The sequence below is a fragment of the Amycolatopsis sp. NPDC049868 genome, from assembly GCF_044461365.1.
GTDB lineage: Bacteria > Actinomycetota > Actinomycetes > Mycobacteriales > Pseudonocardiaceae > Amycolatopsis.
The window spans coordinates 604,920-621,112 of the sequence record NZ_JBITKV010000005.1 but is presented as its reverse complement, the minus strand read 5'-3'; the positions used below and the strand labels follow the sequence as shown (position 1 = coordinate 621,112).

The window sequence follows — 16,193 nt, the reverse complement described above, 5'->3', positions numbered from 1 at the left end:
TTAAGCACGCCGCCAGCGTTCGTCCTGAGCCAGGATCAAACTCTCCAACAATGTCAAATTTGATCGAGGCAATTTAATGCTCTCAAAGGAACCTCAAACGAGGTTCAAATACATAAGCTCTACTGGCTTAGTTCACTAGCACACTGTTGAGTTCTCAAGCAACACACCCCGAATCGCACCGTGGCTACACGGCCTTATCCGAAGCAGTCATTCCTAGCAGTTTTTGGTGAGACACCCACTCAATCGCACTGAGCGAGAGCTTGGTTCGTGTCCCGGTCGGCCGCCCGGTTTCCCTGGCGACGAAGAGAACTTTACATGGCCGGAAACCCCCGAAAACAGGGGGGTACCTTAACGGCATTCCCGCAGGTCAGAGGCCATAAACGAGCCCAGGCCCGGCGATCACGCGGTGATCGCCCCAGGAGACCCCAGGTGAACTCCGAGGCAAGAACATTGCTCCGAGTACATTGCACCGTATTGATCCCATCGATTGCTCCGATTAGCGTCGGGCTCATGAGTACTGCGGAACTCGACGGCATCTCCGTCGCTTACGACGACCTCGGCACCGGGTTGCCCGTCGTCCTCGTCCACGGCCACCCCTTCAACCGTTCGATGTGGCGGCCCCAGGTCGAACGGTTCAGCCGGGAGGGCTACCGCGTCATCGCCGCAGACCTCCGTGGGTACGGCGAGACGACCAAGCCACCGGAGAGCACGAAGACCGGACTCGACGTCTTCGCCAAGGACATCTGCCGCCTCGCGGATCGCCTCGGCCTCGGGCGCTTCGTACTGGGCGGCCTCTCCATGGGCGGGCAGATCGTCATGGAGTTCCATCGCACCTACCCCGAGCGCGTCGCCGGGCTCCTGCTCGCCGACACCTCTCCCCAGGCGGAGACAGAGGAGGGCAAGCGCGTCCGCAACGAGATGGCGGACCGCGTCCTCGCGGAGGGACTGGACCCGTACGCGGAGGAAGTGCTGACGAAGATGGTCTCCCCGGAGAACGTCCGCACGATGCCGGAGGTGGCGGCGCAGGTACTGGGGATGATGCGCACAACCCCTAAAGAAGGAGCGGCGGCCGCACTCAGGGGGCGCGCCGAACGTCCGGACTACCGGGAGAGCCTCACTCGCGTGGAAGTACCGACCCTGGTCGTGGTCGGGACCGAGGACGAGTTCACGCCGGTCGCGGACGCCCAGCTCATGCACGACCTCATCCCCGGCTCCACCCTGGCGGTGATCGAAGGCGCCGCGCACATGCCTAACCTGGAGCGCGAGGCCGAGTTCAACGACGTGTTCGCACGGTTCTTGGCAGTGTCCAAACAAAGGATGACTACCTGATGCCCCAGAAGACCGTTTTCGTGACCGGCGCCAGCGCCGGGTTCGGCGTCGAGATCGTCCGCCGGTTCGCCGCCGACGGCGCCAAGGTCGTCGCGGCCGCGCGCAGCAAGGACCGTCTCGACAAGCTGGCCGGCGAGCTGGGCGAGAACGTCCTCCCGTTCGAGCTCGACGTCCGGGACGCCGACGCGGTGGCCGCGCTCCCCGGCACGCTGCCCGCCGAGTTCGCCGAAGTCGACCTGCTGGTCAACAACGCCGGCCTCGCGAAGGGGCTCGAGCCCGCCCACAGGGCGAAGCTCGACGACTGGGACCAGATGATCGACACGAACATCAAGGGGCTCGCGCACCTCACCCGCGCCCTGCTGCCCGGCATGGTCGAGCGCGGCCGCGGGCACGTGATCAACATCGGCTCGGTCGCGGGCAGCTACCCCTACCCCGGCGGCAACGCGTACGGCGCGACCAAGGCGTTCGTGCACCAGTTCAGCCTGAACCTGCGCGCGGATCTGCAGGGCACCGGCGTCCGGGTGACCAACGTCGAGCCGGGCCTGGTCGGCGGCACCGAGTTCTCGGTGGTCCGGTTCGAGGGCGACCAGAGCAAGGCCGACAACGTCTACAAGGGCACGACGCCGCTGACGGCCGCCGACGTGGCCGAGTCCGTCTTCTGGGCGGCTTCGCAGCCGGAGCACGTGAACATCAACGTCATCGAGTTGATGCCGGTGGTCCAGAGCTTCTCGGCGCTCCATATCCACCGAGAGCAGTGAGGCCGAAGAGGTCGAAGAGCGCCTGCTGTTCCGGGTTCCGCTCGGTCAGCAGGCGCCGCGTCCGCGGCCGGCCACCGGTGGACGGGTAGCGCAACACCGTCTCCCCTATTCCCGCGAGGCTGTCCATCAGTTCGCGGACCGACAGATTCATCCCCGCGCGGTCGGCCTCGCGCCGCATGAGGTGGGTGACCGTGGACGCGAGCACCGTGACCAGGGTGTGCACCGCGATCCGATGCGGTGTCCAGTCCCAGCGCGGGGCCGGACCGGCGACGGCGGGGCCGGTCAGCCAGCGGAACGTCGAGTCGAGGTGGGTACGGGCCCGGTACGCGGTGACGACCTCGGACACCGGCCAGTCGTGGTCGGTGACCAGCACCTGCTTGCCGAAGAACTCGTCGTGCAACCGCGACACCGCGGCGTCGTCGACCTTCCAGGTCAGCCGGATGTCCCCCGGTTTCGTTCCCGTCAGAGCGGGAGAAAGCACCCGTTCGACGCGGCGGCCGCGGGTGATCCGCGCGATTTCGGCGTTCACCTGGCCGCGGTCGCCCCGGTACGTGCCCGAGGCCAGCGCGGCGTCGAGACCGGCGAGTTCGCGGGTCGCGGTGCCCAGTTCCTCGCCGAACGCGCGGGCCTGCGCGTTGTGCAAGGTCTCCGAATGGGTCAGGATCACGCGCCGCCGCACCCCGGCGACCACGGCCCGGGTGTCGAGGGCGGTCAGCCCGGTGAAGCGCTCCGGGTCGACGGGTTTGCGCGCGGACGGCGGTTTCGCCAGCAGTTCCGGGTGCTCCGAGAGCGGGAGCGCGCCGACGAAATGCCGTCCGAGGTCCAGTTGGGCGGCCTGGCCCGCGGTGAAGACCAGCGTGACGGGATACCGCGAGCGGAGTTCCTCGGCGAGCGCGGCGAACGGCGGCGCCCCTTCCCGCGGGTACACGTGCGACGCCAGCGGGATCGCGCCGTCCTTGGTCACCACCAGGCCCAGGCCGGCGAGTTCGCAGCGGCAGGGGTCGGCCGTGGTGAAGGTGGCGAACTGCGGGACGTCGACGGCGAGCGCCGTGTCGCCCGTCCCCAGTAAGGAGAGCACCGCGTCGGCGACGGCCGTCTCGATCCGCGCGATCCGTTCGGGTGTGAGGCGTTGCAGCGCCCGCCGGTGATTCGGCAGGTCCGCCTGGACGAAGTCCCGGGCGACGGAGTCACGCCACCAGTCGGCCAACTGCGTTTCGGGCGCCGTCGCCCGGTGCAGGACGGCGAGCGCGAGATGCGTCCCCAGGGTGGTCGCCGCGCGCTGGGCCCCGACGGCTTCGTCGACCCGGCGCACGAAGTCGAGCCGCCGCAGCGTGGCCCACACCGCCGCGACGTCGCCGAAGGTCCGGTGACGCGCTTCGCCGGGCGCGGAGACGTCACCGTCCATCGCCCGCCCGATCTCCTCGGCCGTGCCGAGATAGCGCTGCGAAACCACCCTCGGCTCGCCGTCGACCCGCGCGGAGGTGACGAGGTAGTAGTACGTCCGCCCGCCGACCTTCTTGCCGATCACCGAAGCCACACTTTAGGTAATACACTCGCATCCCCTGATCGGCAACCGAGATCATGCTCTGACCAGCGGAAACAGTGACCACACCCACGTGGGTGACGCGGTGGCGGGATGCACACTGGCAGGTGGAGCGAGTCCGGCCATAGCGTGCGGGAATGGCATCCCCTGCTGACCCGAACGCCCCCACCACCTCGGCGATGCGCCGGGCGCTCGCCAGGGCGCGCGACGGGAAGACCCTCGACATCACCGAGGCCTCGATCCTGCTCCAGGCGCGTGGCGACGACCTCAAGACGCTGTCCGAGCACGCCTCCCGCGTCCGTGACGCCGGCCTCGTCGCGGCGGGCCGTCCCGGCGTGGTCACCTACAGCCGTTCGGTGTTCATCCCGCTGACCCGGCTGTGCCGGGACCGCTGCGGTTACTGCACCTTCGCGACCGTCCCCGGCCGCGTCGAATCACCGTTCCTCTCCCCCGACGAGGTTCTCGACATCGCCCGCAAGGGTGCCGAGATGGGGGTCAAGGAAGCGCTCTTCACCCTCGGCGACCGTCCGGAGGACCGCTGGAAGGCGGCGAAGGACTGGCTCGACGCGCACGGCTACGACGACACGCTGTCCTACGTCCGGGCGATGGCGATCCGGGTACTCGAAGAGACCGGCGTCCTCCCCCACCTCAACCCCGGCGTGCTGACCTGGCAGGACTTCCAGCGGCTCAAGCCGGTTTCGGCGTCGATGGGCATGATGCTGGAGACCACGGCGAAGCGGCTGTACACCGAGAAGGGCGGCCCGCACTACGGCTCGCCCGACAAGGACCCCGACGTCCGCCTGCGGGTGCTGGAGGACGCCGGCCGCAGTTCGGTGCCGTTCACCACCGGCATCCTGATCGGCATCGGCGAGAACTTCGAGGAACGCGCCGACTCCCTGTTCGCCATCCGCAAGGTCGCGAAGACCTACGGCGGCATCCAGGAGGTCATCGTCCAGAACTTCCGCGCGAAGCCCGACACCAAGATGCGGGCGACGCCGGACGCCGACCTCGAAGAACTCGCCGCGACCATCGCCGTCGCGCGGCTGGTGCTCGGGCCGCGGATGCGCATCCAGGCGCCGCCGAACCTGATCGGCCAGCAGTACGAACTGATGCTGAACGCGGGTATCGACGACTGGGGCGGTGTCTCGCCGCTGACCCCCGACCACGTGAACCCCGAACGCGCGTGGCCGCAGATCGACGAGCTCAAACGCCGCACCGAGGCGCTCGGGTTCACCGTGCGCGAGCGGCTGCCGATCTATCCGGAGTACGTCAAGACCGGCGAGCCGTGGATCGACCCGCGGATGAACGCGCACCTCGCGCCGCTGACCGACACCGAGACCGGGCTCGCGATCGAAGAGGCCATCCCGGTGGGCATCCCGTGGCAGGAGCCGGACGGCGGCTGGAAGGAGGCCGGGCGTACCGACCTGCACGTCGAGGTCGACACCATCGGCCGGACGGAAGACCGCCGCAGCGACTTCGACTCGGTCTACGGCGACTGGGCCGAGATCAAGGGCAATATCAAGACCGGGCCGCAGCGGTTCGACACCGACATCCGGGATGCCTTGCGCAGCGCGGAAAAGAACCCCGCCGGGCTCTCGGACGACGAGGCGCTGGCACTGCTGCACGCCGACGGGCCGGAGCTCGACGCGCTGGCGAAGATCGCCGACGACCTGCGCCGTGAGGTCAACGGCGACGACATCACCTTCGTCGTCACGCGCAACATCAACTTCACCAACGTCTGTTACACCGGCTGCCGGTTCTGCGCGTTCGCCCAGCGGCGCACCGACGCCGACGCGTACACGCTCTCGCTGGAGCAGGTCGGCGACCGGGTCGACGAGGCGTGGGCCGCGGGCGCGACCGAGATCTGCATGCAGGGCGGCATCCACCCGGATCTGCCGGGCACCGCGTACTTCGACCTCGCGGCGGAGGTGAAACGCCGTCAGCCGGACATCCACCTGCACTCGTACTCGCCGATGGAGGTCGTCAACGGCGCTTCGCGGACGAACCTCTCGATCGAGGACTGGCTGGCGCGGGCGAAGGAAGCCGGCGTCGACTCGCTGCCGGGTACGGCCGCGGAGATCCTCGACGACGACGTGCGCTGGGTGCTGACGAAGGGCAAGCTGCCGACGTCCGAATGGATCAACGTCGTCACCACCGCGCACAAACTCGGCATCACCACGACGTCGACGATGATGTACGGCCACGTCGACACCCCGGCGCACTGGGTCGGGCATCTGAAGCTGCTGGCGAAACTGCAGCGGGAAGGCCTGGAGCGCAACGGGCGGCGCGGGTTCAGCGAGTTCGTGCTGCTGCCGTTCATCCACCAGAGTTCGCCGATCTACCTCGCCGGGCTGGCGAGGGCGGGGACGACGCTGCGCGAGAACCGCGCGGTGCACGCGCTGGCCCGGCTGCTGCTGCACGGGATGATCGACAACATCCAGAGTTCGTGGGTGAAGCTCGGCGAGGAGGGCAGCCGCGCGGTGCTCCAGGGCGGGGTCAACGACATCGGCGGGACGCTGATGGAGGAGACGATCAGCCGGATGGCCGGCGCGGCGAACGGGTCGTACAAGACGATCAGCGACATGCGCGCGATGGTCGAGCCGCTGGGCCGCCCGCTGCGGCAGCGGACCACGGAGTATGGCACGCCGACGGCGGAGCGGATCGCCGCGGCCCAGGCCTCCGACGGTGTCGCGACCGCGGTGCGCCGGCCGCTGCTGCCACTTGTCACCTCCTGACGAATCGCGCGTGAAGGACCCCTTCCCTCGGCTCAGCCGCGGGAAGGGGTCCTTCACGTTCCGTGTGTCACCGCTCACAAGGCGCGGGGGGACCCGGCGTTCTTTGTGCTAAACCCGAGAATCACTTCCGGGCAGCCGAGAGGACGTCGATGACCGCGAGCGCAGTCCAGGTGGCCGATACCGCCCGCTATCCGTTGTCCGAGCCGGGAAGCCCGGCGTGGTGCGAAATCGTCGCCCGGACCCGCGCCGAACTGCGGGAAACGGGCTGCAGTGTGCTGGCCGACTTCATCCGTCCGGAGTTGCGTGACGTCCTTCGCCACGAAGGCGCGAAGATCGCTCCGGAGGCGTACGCGAAGATCGAACGCGTCAACGCCTACAACATCGCCATCGACACTCCGCTGCCGGAAGGCCACCCCGGCCGCACGATCATGGAACGCGGCAACGCTTTCGTGGCGAGAGACCGGATCCCGGCGACCGCGGTGATCCAGCAGCTGTACTCGAGCCGTGAGTTCCAGCGGTTCGTGGCCGACTGCTTCGAACTCCCCGAGCTGCACGAACTCGCCGATCCGCTGTCCGGTCTGGTGCTCAACGTGATCGAACCGGGCCGCTCGCATCCGTGGCATTTCGACACCAACGAGTACACGGTCAGCATGCTCACGCAGGAAGCCTCCGACGGCGGTGTCTTCGAGTATTGCCCGAACATCCGCTCCGAAACCGCGGAGAACTTCGACGACGTCCGCGCCGTCCTGGCGGGCGAAGGTGATCACCTGATCAGGCGGCTCACTCTGCGTCCCGGTGATCTTCAGCTGTTTCGCGGACGCTTCGCGCTGCACCGGGTGAGTAGTGTTCAAGGGGCAGTCGCCCGCCATTCCGCGATCTTCGCGTACAGCGAGCGCCCTGGGGTCATCGGCAGTCCGGAACGGACGAGACAGCTGTTCGGCCGGGTTCTGCCGGAACACGTCGCCTCGGCGGCCGTCCGGGGCGATCAGCTGCTCGACTAAGTCAGGAGCTTGGCCGTGCCATTGGATTCGACCGGCAAGATCAATTTCGACGACATCTACACCGAGCCCGATCCCCGCGCGTTCTTCGGCACCTTGCGCAGACTGGACTACGACATCCCGCAGCAGGCGAAGGCCTACTTCGCGAACCTGATCGACGAGTACCGCGCGGAAGCCGGCGTCAAGGTCCCGACGGTGCTCGACCTCGGCTGTTCCTACGGCGTCAACGCGGCGCTGTACAGATGCGGCACCTCGATGGAGCGCCTGTACGACCACTACGCGTCCGCCGCGTCCCTGAGCCGGGACGAACTGATCGCGCGCGATCGCAGGTTGGTCGAGAACGACACAGTCCGCTTCATCGGGCTCGACGCCTCCGCGCCCGCTCTGGACTACGCGCTCGCCGCGGGCTTCATCGACGAAGCGATCCACGCCGACTTGGAGAGCGAAGACCCGACAGAGGAACAGCGCGCGTTGCTGTCCGAGGTCGACATCGTCATCTCGACCGGCTGCGTCGGCTACGTCACCGAGAAGACCCTCGTGCGGATCGCGCGGGAAAATCGTCCATGGATGGCGCATTTCGTCCTCCGGATGTTCTCCTACGGCCCGGTCGCCGACAGCCTCGGCGAGCTGGGCTACGAGACGACCGGGGTCGAGGGCGTCTTCCGGCAGCGGAAATTCGCCTCGGATGAGGAACAGACGCAGATCCTGGACAATCTGTCCGTCGCGGGCGTCGACCCGCGTGGGCTGGAGGAAGGCGGCCGGTTGTACGCGCGGCTGTTCGTCTCCCGCCCGAACGGCGCGGCCTCCGCGCTGAACGCCCTTCCCCTTCGAGATCAAGGATGATCGTGAGCAGTCCGGAACCGTCCACCCGCACGTTCGGCAACGAGGACATCCTGCCGCGGGTCCCCGTGCCCAGCCTGGAGGACACCTGCCGCCGGTTCCTCGAGTGGTGCTCGCCGCTGCTCACCCCCGGCGAACTCGCGGAGACCGAAGGCGCCGTCACCGAGTTCCTCGCGGAAGGAAGCCCGGCGCACGAACTGCAGAGCGCACTCGAGGCCTACGACAACCGCGAAGACGTCCGTAGCTGGCTCGACACCTTCTGGCCGTACCGCTACCTCGGCCGTCGCGACCGGATCGCTCTCAACGCGAACTTCTTCTTCCTGTTCACCGAGTCCCCGCTGGGACAGCTGGAGCGCGCGGCCGAACTGGCGGCTTCGGCGGTGGACTACAAGCTGAAGCTCGACGAGGAACTGGTCCCGCCGATCCTGCTGCGCGGGCAGCCGCAGTCGATGGTGCAGCACAAGTTCCTGTTCTCGGCGACGCGGATCCCCGGCGCCGTGCAGGACACTGCGCGCACGCCGTACCGCGAGGACTGGCCGGGGCCGTCGAGGGCGCGGCACATCGTGGTGTTCCACCGCGACACCCCGTTCCGGATGGACGTCATCGCGCCCGACGGCCGTCCGTATTCGCCTGAACAGCTGGTCGCTGGGCTGCAAGCGATCGTGAAGTCGGGGAACTTCATCGAAGACCCGCAGACCGCCGCGGGGCATTTCACCACCAAGGCCAGGGCCGAGTGGGCGGCGACGCGGGAAGCGTTGCTGGCGGCGGGGAACGCGGCCGCGCTCGACGACATCGAGACGGCGTTGTTCTGCCTGTGCCTGGAGGACTTCACGCCGTCGGGCACGCAGGAGGCGTGCGACAACCTGCTGCACGGCGACAGCGGGAACCGCTGGTTCGACAAGGCCGTGTCGCTGATCGTGTTCGAGGACGGCACGGCGGGGATCAACGTCGAGCACTGCGAACTGGACGGGACCACGATCCTCGGGTTCACCGATGCGCTGCTCAGCGGGACACGGCTGGAGCGGGCGCCTGCCGACGGTGTGCCGTCGTCCGAGGTCATCGAGTTCGTCCTGGGTGACGCGTTGCGCGAGGACGCCCGTGCCGCCGCCGCGTCCTTCGCCGAGTACGCCGACGCGACCGCTACGAAGACGGTGTCCTTCACCGACTTCGGCGCGAAGCGGGCGAAGGAGCTCGGGATGTCCCCGGACGCCTTCGCGCAGATGGCGTACCAGCTCGCGCACAAGCGGGCGAAGGGGATCACGGGCGCGACGTACGAGTCGATCGCGACGCGGCAGTACCAGAACGGGCGCACCGAAGCGATGCGCGTGGTGACCCCCGAGGTGCTGTGGTTCGTCCAGGTGATGAACGACCCGCAAGCCGACCGCCAGACTCGCCAGGCCGCTTTCCGCGCGGCGGCCGCGAAGCACGTCACGCGGGCGAAGGAGTGCCAGGCGGGTGACGCGCCGGAGCAGCACCTGTGGGAGCTGCAGCTGATCCAGAAGCGGCGTGGCGTCGAGGGCTCTCCGGCGCTGTACTCGTCACCGGGCTGGCTGAAGATGCGCAACGACTACCTGAGCACCAGCTCGGCGCCTTCGGTGAACATCCGGTACTTCGGGTTCGGGTCGACCAGCCCGCAGTGCATCGGCGTCGCGTACGTGCTGCTGCCGGAGTCGCTGAATCTGTACCTGTGCACGCCGAAGCACGTGGCGCACGAGATGGAGCTGTTCGCGACGGAACTGACCGCGGCCGTGGCGGAATTGCAGGAGTTGCTGGCCTGAGTACGTGAAGGCGTCCTTCGCCGCGTCGGATGCGGTGAAGGACGCCTTCGGCCCGGACCGGACGGCGTCACATGGTCGTCGAGGTGAGGAAGGCCTGCTCGGACCCGTCGGCGACGAACGCGGTCCGCGTCTTGGTGGTCGTGGGCAGCTCGCAGGAAAGCCACTTCACCCCGGACGGGAAGAGTCCCTTCAAGGATTCGGGCACCGCCGGAGAACCCGCTTGGCACTTGTAGTCCGCCAGCACCTTCGCGACGGCCTCGCCGCGAAGCTTCACCAGAGCGGAAAACCGGAGGTCGCTCGGTCCGGGTGCCGCGTCCCGGCCTTCGGCGTTGCCCATCCGCTCCTCGACCCACGACGCCTGGACGATCTCGCCGACCTCCGGGAAATCCTCGGCGACCGCCGCCGGATCGGTGTGGACGGCCGCTTGCTTCGGCGGTGCCGGGGCACAGGCCGCGATCAGCACGATCGCGGCCGTGATCCCCAGCGTCTTCCCCATGATGCGCATGGGGACATCTTGGCTCAGGCGGTGAGCTTCAGGATGTCGATTCCGCGAGTGTTGTCGGCGACGTAGACGTAACCCTTGTGCCAGTACGGCGCCCACGCGCTGGCGTCCGCCGGGCGGAAGTAGGCGATCTGCTTCGGGTCGGTCGGGTCGCTGACGTCGAGGAAGCGCGTGCCCTGCGTGTAGAACGACTGCACGAGGACCTTGCCGCGGATGTCGAAGTAGTGCGCGGAGCAGTCACCCGTCGCCGGGTCGCTGCCTTCCTGCCCGGCGACGCTCCAGGTGCCGACGGACTTGAGGCGGAACGGCTTCTCCGGCGTCGAGCGCCAGCCTTCGCCGTTGTAGGAGTTCTGCAGCGACGAGATCGTCAGCACGCCGTCACCGGCGCAGCCGTCGAGGAAGCTCTCTTCGGTGGCGTAGATCAGGTCGCGGCCGTGCCAGCGGTTCGAGTCGGCGCCGTCGGCCGAGCGGTGTCCCGCCGGGTGGAAGCTGTTGTGCATGAACTTCGACGGCGCCGCCGTCTCCTCGATCCCGCCGCCCGCGTACGGCACGGGGTCGAACGCCGTCGCGCGGCGGACCTTGCCCTGTACGGGATCGCGGTGGTAGCCGTTGGTCCAGTAGCCGCGGACACCGCCCCGGCCGGACACCCACGCCACGCCCTCGTCGTCGACCTGGACGTCGTGCACGTAGTCGGTCTTGCCGTCGTTGCGCGCGAGCTCGATCGGGTTCGGGAACGTCTTGGGGTTGCGCGGGTCGCGGATGTCGGTCACCCAGATGGGGCGGCCACCCCACTCCGCGGGCTGGTTCGCGGCCTTCGCGGGGCCGCCGGTCCAGAGGTACCGGCAGTCGTCGACGCAGCTGGTCGTGTGGCCGGCGGGCACCTTGGTGTAACTCAGGAGGGCCGGTTTGTCCGGGTTCTTCAGGTCGATGATGTAGATGCCGGACTCGCCGGTCTGCGTGGTGCCGCCGTAGGCCCGCGGGTCCCGCGCGAGGAAGACGAGCTTGCGCTTGACATCGACCTCGGTGTCCTCGGTCTCCCACAGGCCGGGAAGGCTGACCTCGCCGATCAGCTTCGGGGCGGTGGGGTTCTTCGTCAGGTCGTAGACCTTCAGGCCGAACTCGCCGGAAACCGCCATGACGTCACGTTTGCCGTACTGCAGGAACCCCATGGCGATGGCGCCTTGCGCGTCGGGCACATTGCCGACGGCCTTGACGTTCTTCACCGCGCCGGGCGCGCCCGCGACCCGGACCTTCTCACTTGCCGGTTTGTCCTCTTCGCCGCACGCGGCGGCGGGCAGGCCGGTGGCGATCAAGGTCGCGGTGACCGTGGTGAGCGCCAAGCATGAACGAAGCAACCAGTTTCCTCGCACAGAAACCTCCCAGGCTGGTCCCTGCACCTTATGATCGCCGCTTTGCCCGCACAACCGCCGATGGTCGGCGTGGGACTGCTATGACATGACCATGCGCTTGCGTCTTCTGGCCCCGCTCCTCGCCGCCGCCGTGGTCGCGGCCGGCTGCACCGAATCCGGCGAACCGCCCGCACCGGACGTTCTTCGCGTGGGCCTGGCCGCCCCGGCGACCCTCCTGCCCGCGGACGTCCGCGACCAGTCCGGACGGATGCTCGCCGGCGCGCTGTGGACACCGCTGGCCGATTACGACCCGGCGACGGGGAAGACGGCGCCACGGGCGGCCGAAGCGTTCTCCAGCTCCGATCGAGTCACCTGGACGGTCAAGCTCAAGGACGGCGGGAAGTTCCACGACGGCACCCCGGTCACCGCGCAGTCCTATGTGGACACCTGGAAGGCGATCGGCACGGAGCAGTGGCAGGCGTCCCGGGTGGTCAAGGAGCTGTTGCGGGCCAAGGAGATCACCGCAACCGCACCGCTGACCATCCGGCTCGTGCTCGACCGGCCGTCCGGACAGGTCCCGGCACTGCTCTCCTCGCCCGCGCTGGTCCCGCTGCCCGCTTCCGTGCTGGCTTCGCGTGATTGGGCGGGTTTCGCGCGGCGGCCGGTCGGCAACGGGCCGTTCCGGCTGGACGGCGAATGGCAGCCCTCAGGCGGCAAACTGGTCCGGGTCGCCGACGCGCCGGGCAAAGCACGGGTGATCGAGCTGAAGACCGGCGACGCGGCGGCACAGTACGACGAGGTCAAGGCCGGGAAACTCGACCTGTCGACCTTCGTCCCCGGCGATCGCCACGAGGCGATGCACGCGGATTTCGCGCAGCGGCACGTGATGTGGGCCCTGCCCACCGTCGCCTACCTCGGGTTTCCCTTGACCGCACCGCATTTCTCCGACGCGACCGTCCGGCACGGCTTCGCGCTCGGGATCGACCGCACGGCGCTGGAGGCCGGCGCGCTCGGCAAGCAGGTTGATCCGGCGAAGTCGCTGCTGCCGCCCGCGGTCGCCCCAGGTGAGCGCAGCAGCACCTGCCGCCCCTGCACCTTCGACGCCGGAGCCGGGAAATCCCTGCTGACCCAGGCGGAGTTCCCGGCCGCTCCCGTCCACTTCGGACAGCAGCAGGCGAACTGGCTGCGCCCGCTCGCGGAGCAGGTCAGCACCGCCGTCGGTGTCCCGCTCGCCGCGGAGCCGGGGCAAGGACCGTTCGCGATCGACGTGGCGCTGACGACGCCGAGTCCGCAAGAAGTGCTGGCCGAGATCGTGAAGGCGACCGGCTACCAGAGCGACGGATTCGCCGACCTGCTGAAATCGGCCGAGGAGACCGACTCCGCCGAAAGCGGCGAGGTCTACCGGCTGGTGGAGAACCAGTTGCTGCGGGATCTCCCGGTCGTACCGCTGTGGTCCGGGCACGGGCACGCCGTCTGGGCGGATCGCGCGGGCGATGTCAAGGCGACGGCGTTCGGGGGCGTGGACCTCTCAGGGATTTCCGTGCGGTGACCCGAGCGTGCACTTACCCGCGACGACGTCGATGAAGGCCGACGTCAGCGGGTCCGGTGTGCTGCGGCAATAGGCGGCGAGCGTACGGCGGATCGCCGGTTCGGGCCGCAGGACCCGGCCGTGGAAGCCGTCGGGCAGCACGTTGGCCGGCACCAGCGCCGGACCGAGACCCGCCGCCGCGAGCATCGGGGCCGCCGCGCTCTGTTCGGTCCGGACCGCGGCCCTCGGCTGGAATCCCGCCGCGGCGCACGCCTGGTCGACGAGGTCGGCCAAGCCGTTGCCCGGTGCGTAGTGCACCCACGCGCAGTCGGCGAGGGTCGCCAGGTCGACGACGCCGGTGCCGTCGTCCTCGCGCGGTCCGTCGATCGGCAGGACGACGACGAACTCCTCGATCCCGAGTTCGCGCACCGGCCCGTCCCAGTCCGGCGGTACCGGGCCGACCGCGACGTCGGCCTCCCCCGCCGCCATCGCCTCCCGCAGTTCGTCCGCGTGCCGGAACTCCACCAGCCGCACGTCGACGTCGGGCCGCTCCCGGCGCCACACCCGCAACGCCGGGGGAAGGACCCCGAGGCCGACCGAGTAGACCGTGGCGATCTGCAGTTCCCCGGCCTCCAGCCCCGACGCCTGCCGAGCCGCGCACCGCGCGCGTTCGGCGTCGGCGAGGGTGGCACGGGCGTGCGGCAGCATGGCGCGCCCCATCGGGGTGAGCCGGACGCTGCGCGGCAGCCGTTCGAGCAGCGGGCCGCCGACGCCCTTCTCCAGCGCGCGCACCTGATGCGACAGCGCGGGCTGCGTCACGTGCAGCAACTCGGCGGCCCTGGTGAAGGAGCCGGTGTCGACGACGGTCACCAGGTATTCGAGCTGCCGCAAGCTGGTCATGAAGAAAGTTTATCGGAGCCGTGAGATCTATGCCTTGGACTTATCGACCGACCGGGGCCAAGCTCGATGACATGAACGAAGAACGCAAGGTCGCCCTGGTCGCCGGGGCCAACGGGGTCATCGGCAAGAACCTGATCGCCTACCTGGAGACCCTGCCGGGCTGGCACGTCATCGGCCTGTCGCGGCGCGGTGGCCCCGGGCAGATCGCGGTCGACCTGCTCGACGCGGACGACACCCGCGCGAAGCTCGGCGGCCTGGACGACGTCACGCACGTGTTCTACGCGGCCTATGTCGACAAGCCGACCTGGGCCGAACTGGTCCCGCCGAATCTGGCGATGCTGACCAACCTCGTCGACGCGATCGAGCCCGTCGCGCCCGGCCTGCGCCACATCAGCCTCATGCAGGGCTACAAGGTCTACGGCGCCCACCTCGGCCCGTTCAAGACCCCGGCCCGCGAGGACGACGCCGGGCATATGCCGCCCGAGTTCAACGTCGACCAGCAGCAGTTCCTGGAGCGACGCCAGTCCGGGAAGTCCTGGACGTGGTCGGCGATCCGGCCCTCGGTGGTCGGCGGCACCGCGCTGGGCAACCCGATGAACCTGGCGCTGGCCATCGCGGTCTACGCGTCGATCTCGAAGGAACTCGGCCTGCCGCTGCGGTTCCCCGGCAAACCCGGCGCGTACGACAGTCTCCTGGAGATGACCGACGCCGGGCTGCTGGCGAAGGCCACGGTCTGGGCCACCGGCTCGGAGAACGAGGCGTACAACATCGCGAACGGGGATCTGTTCCGGTGGAACGACCTCTGGCCGCGGATCGCGCGCTACTTCGACCTGGAGGTGGCGCCGCCGCTGCCGATGTCGCTGGACGTCGTCATGGCGGACAAGGAAGAACTCTGGAACTCGATCGCCGCGAAGTACGGCCTCGACGTCCCGTACAGCGCCGTTTCGTCGTCGTGGGCGTTCGCGGACTTCGTGTTCGGCTGGGACTACGACATGTTCGCGGACGGTTCGAAGGCGCGGCGGGCCGGTTTCCACGAGTACGCCGAGACGCCGGAGATGTTCTTCCGGCTGTTCGACGAGTTCAAGAAGGCGAAGGTGATCCCGTGATTCGCTAGCCGCGCCCGATGTACGGCATCGCGGTCGCCGTGATGGTCAGGAATCCGACGTTCGCGTCCAGCGGCAGCCCGGCCATGTACAGCACGGCGTCCGCGACGTGCCGGGCGTCGAAGGTCGGCTCGGCCTTGACGCTGCCGTCGGCCTGCGGGATCCCGTCGGCCATCCGCACTGTCATCTCGGTGGCGGCGTTGCCGATGTCGATCTGTCCACATGCGACGTTCCAGGCGCGGCCGTCGAGGGAGATCGACTTCGTCAGCCCGGTGACCGCGTGTTTCGTCGCGGTGTAGGCGACGGACGCGGGCCGCGGGGCGTGCGCGGAGATGGAACCGTTGTTGACGATGCGGCCGCCGCGTGGCTCCTGCGCCTTCATCAGCCGCACGGCCTGTTGCGCGCACAGGAACATCCCGGTCAGATTGGTGTCGACGGCGCGTTTCCAGTCCGCGAAGGACAGTTCGTCGACGGTCCCGCCCACCGACACGCCCGCGTTGTTCACCAGGAGGTCCAGCCGCCCCCACCGGGCGCGGACCGTCTCGAACAGCGCGGCGACGGAATCGGGATCCGCGACGTCGGTGGGCACGGGAAGCGCGTCCGCGGCACCGTCGGCGGTCTCGGCCAGCGCGTCGGCGCGGCGGCCGGCGAGGGCGACCCGGTAACCGGCGCCGAGCAACGCGCGGGAGATCTCCCTGCCGAGCCCGGAACCCGCTCCGGTGACGACCGCGATCCTGCCGTTGCCCATCGATCCTCCTCGCAGACCGTGCCGGACCGAACCGGCTCGGTGATTTTTTTCCGATTACCCGCGTCCGTTCAGGCTAGCGCGC

The 16,193-nt window shown here is 68.8% G+C and carries 13 protein-coding genes; 8 read left to right on the top strand and 5 right to left on the bottom strand.

The features are described from left to right. Positions 1–510 precede the first annotated feature (510 nt). Positions 511–1,329, top strand: a complete 819-nt coding sequence (locus ACIBTM_RS24425; protein WP_395879392.1) for an alpha/beta fold hydrolase — start codon at positions 511–513, stop codon at positions 1,327–1,329. Next, complete coding sequence (locus tag ACIBTM_RS24420) at positions 1,329–2,087, top strand: SDR family oxidoreductase (RefSeq protein WP_395879391.1); 759 nt, start codon at positions 1,329–1,331, stop codon at positions 2,085–2,087. Before ACIBTM_RS24425 ends, ACIBTM_RS24420 begins: the two co-directional genes overlap by 1 nt. Here ACIBTM_RS24420 and ACIBTM_RS24415 read toward each other — a convergent pair. Further along, on the bottom strand, positions 2,026–3,624 hold the full coding sequence (locus ACIBTM_RS24415; protein ID WP_395879390.1) for a transposase: 1,599 nt from the start codon (positions 3,622–3,624) through the stop codon (positions 2,026–2,028). The two genes, ACIBTM_RS24420 and ACIBTM_RS24415, sit on opposite strands and share 62 nt — an antisense overlap. A 143-nt stretch (positions 3,625–3,767) precedes the next feature. On the opposite strand from ACIBTM_RS24415, the gene ACIBTM_RS24410 reads away from it, so the two are divergent. The 4 genes from ACIBTM_RS24410 to ACIBTM_RS24395 all read left to right on the top strand — a co-directional run bounded on the left by ACIBTM_RS24410 (position 3,768) and on the right by ACIBTM_RS24395 (position 9,981). Then, on the top strand, positions 3,768–6,365 hold the full coding sequence (locus ACIBTM_RS24410) for a bifunctional FO biosynthesis protein CofGH (protein ID WP_395879389.1): 2,598 nt from the start codon (positions 3,768–3,770) through the stop codon (positions 6,363–6,365). Positions 6,366–6,514: 149 nt separating this feature from the next. Next, positions 6,515–7,366 carry an arpA protein gene (locus tag ACIBTM_RS24405; protein WP_395879388.1) on the top strand — a complete coding sequence of 284 codons (852 nt, stop codon included), beginning with the start codon at positions 6,515–6,517 and terminating at the stop codon, positions 7,364–7,366. Between the two features lie 21 nt (positions 7,367–7,387). Continuing rightward, the gene (locus tag ACIBTM_RS24400; RefSeq protein ID WP_395879414.1) at positions 7,388–8,206 is read left to right on the top strand and encodes a class I SAM-dependent methyltransferase; all 819 of its coding nucleotides are present in this window, start codon (positions 7,388–7,390) and stop codon (positions 8,204–8,206) included. Next, a complete protein-coding gene (locus tag ACIBTM_RS24395; protein ID WP_395879387.1) occupies positions 8,203–9,981 on the top strand; it encodes a choline/carnitine O-acyltransferase in 1,779 nt (592 codons plus the stop codon). Before ACIBTM_RS24400 ends, ACIBTM_RS24395 begins: the two co-directional genes overlap by 4 nt. 67 nt (positions 9,982–10,048) lie before the next feature. Here ACIBTM_RS24395 and ACIBTM_RS24390 read toward each other — a convergent pair whose 3' ends face one another. Both ACIBTM_RS24390 and ACIBTM_RS24385 read right to left on the bottom strand, forming a co-directional pair. Next, positions 10,049–10,486, bottom strand: coding sequence for a hypothetical protein (locus ACIBTM_RS24390; protein WP_395879386.1), 438 nt, complete (start codon positions 10,484–10,486; stop codon positions 10,049–10,051). A 14-nt stretch (positions 10,487–10,500) separates the two neighbouring features. Continuing rightward, positions 10,501–11,838 (bottom strand): LVIVD repeat-containing protein, encoded by a 1,338-nt coding sequence (locus ACIBTM_RS24385; protein WP_395879385.1) that lies wholly within the window; start codon positions 11,836–11,838, stop codon positions 10,501–10,503. Between the two features lie 100 nt (positions 11,839–11,938). On the opposite strand from ACIBTM_RS24385, the gene ACIBTM_RS24380 reads away from it, so the two are divergent. Beyond that, on the top strand, positions 11,939–13,381 hold the full coding sequence (locus tag ACIBTM_RS24380) for an ABC transporter substrate-binding protein (protein ID WP_395879384.1): 1,443 nt from the start codon (positions 11,939–11,941) through the stop codon (positions 13,379–13,381). Here ACIBTM_RS24380 and ACIBTM_RS24375 read toward each other — a convergent pair. Then, positions 13,361–14,260 carry a LysR family transcriptional regulator gene (locus tag ACIBTM_RS24375; protein WP_395879383.1) on the bottom strand — a complete coding sequence of 300 codons (900 nt, stop codon included), beginning with the start codon at positions 14,258–14,260 and terminating at the stop codon, positions 13,361–13,363. The genes ACIBTM_RS24380 and ACIBTM_RS24375 overlap by 21 nt on opposite strands. A gap of 71 nt (positions 14,261–14,331) precedes the next feature. Here ACIBTM_RS24375 and ACIBTM_RS24370 point away from each other — a divergent pair, with 71 nt between their 5' ends. Next, positions 14,332–15,366 carry an SDR family oxidoreductase gene (locus tag ACIBTM_RS24370; protein ID WP_395879382.1) on the top strand — a complete coding sequence of 345 codons (1,035 nt, stop codon included), beginning with the start codon at positions 14,332–14,334 and terminating at the stop codon, positions 15,364–15,366. Positions 15,367–15,370: 4 nt separating this feature from the next. On the opposite strand, the gene ACIBTM_RS24365 is transcribed toward ACIBTM_RS24370, so the two are convergent. Next, positions 15,371–16,111 carry an SDR family oxidoreductase gene (locus tag ACIBTM_RS24365; protein ID WP_395879381.1) on the bottom strand — a complete coding sequence of 247 codons (741 nt, stop codon included), beginning with the start codon at positions 16,109–16,111 and terminating at the stop codon, positions 15,371–15,373. Between the last annotated feature and the right edge of the window lie 82 nt (positions 16,112–16,193).

Coding starts and splice junctions, on each gene's coding strand:
- ACIBTM_RS24425 (WP_395879392.1), top strand. CDS start 511: ATGAGTACTGCGGAACTCGACGGCATCTCCGTCGCTTACGACGACCTC.
- ACIBTM_RS24420 (WP_395879391.1), top strand. CDS start 1,329: ATGCCCCAGAAGACCGTTTTCGTGACCGGCGCCAGCGCCGGGTTCGGC.
- ACIBTM_RS24410 (WP_395879389.1), top strand. CDS start 3,768: ATGGCATCCCCTGCTGACCCGAACGCCCCCACCACCTCGGCGATGCGC.
- ACIBTM_RS24405 (WP_395879388.1), top strand. CDS start 6,515: ATGACCGCGAGCGCAGTCCAGGTGGCCGATACCGCCCGCTATCCGTTG.
- ACIBTM_RS24395 (WP_395879387.1), top strand. CDS start 8,203: ATGATCGTGAGCAGTCCGGAACCGTCCACCCGCACGTTCGGCAACGAG.
- ACIBTM_RS24390 (WP_395879386.1), bottom strand. CDS start 10,486: ATGCGCATCATGGGGAAGACGCTGGGGATCACGGCCGCGATCGTGCTG.
- ACIBTM_RS24380 (WP_395879384.1), top strand. CDS start 11,939: ATGACCATGCGCTTGCGTCTTCTGGCCCCGCTCCTCGCCGCCGCCGTG.
- ACIBTM_RS24375 (WP_395879383.1), bottom strand. CDS start 14,260: ATGACCAGCTTGCGGCAGCTCGAATACCTGGTGACCGTCGTCGACACC.
- ACIBTM_RS24370 (WP_395879382.1), top strand. CDS start 14,332: ATGAACGAAGAACGCAAGGTCGCCCTGGTCGCCGGGGCCAACGGGGTC.
- ACIBTM_RS24365 (WP_395879381.1), bottom strand. CDS start 16,111: ATGGGCAACGGCAGGATCGCGGTCGTCACCGGAGCGGGTTCCGGGCTC.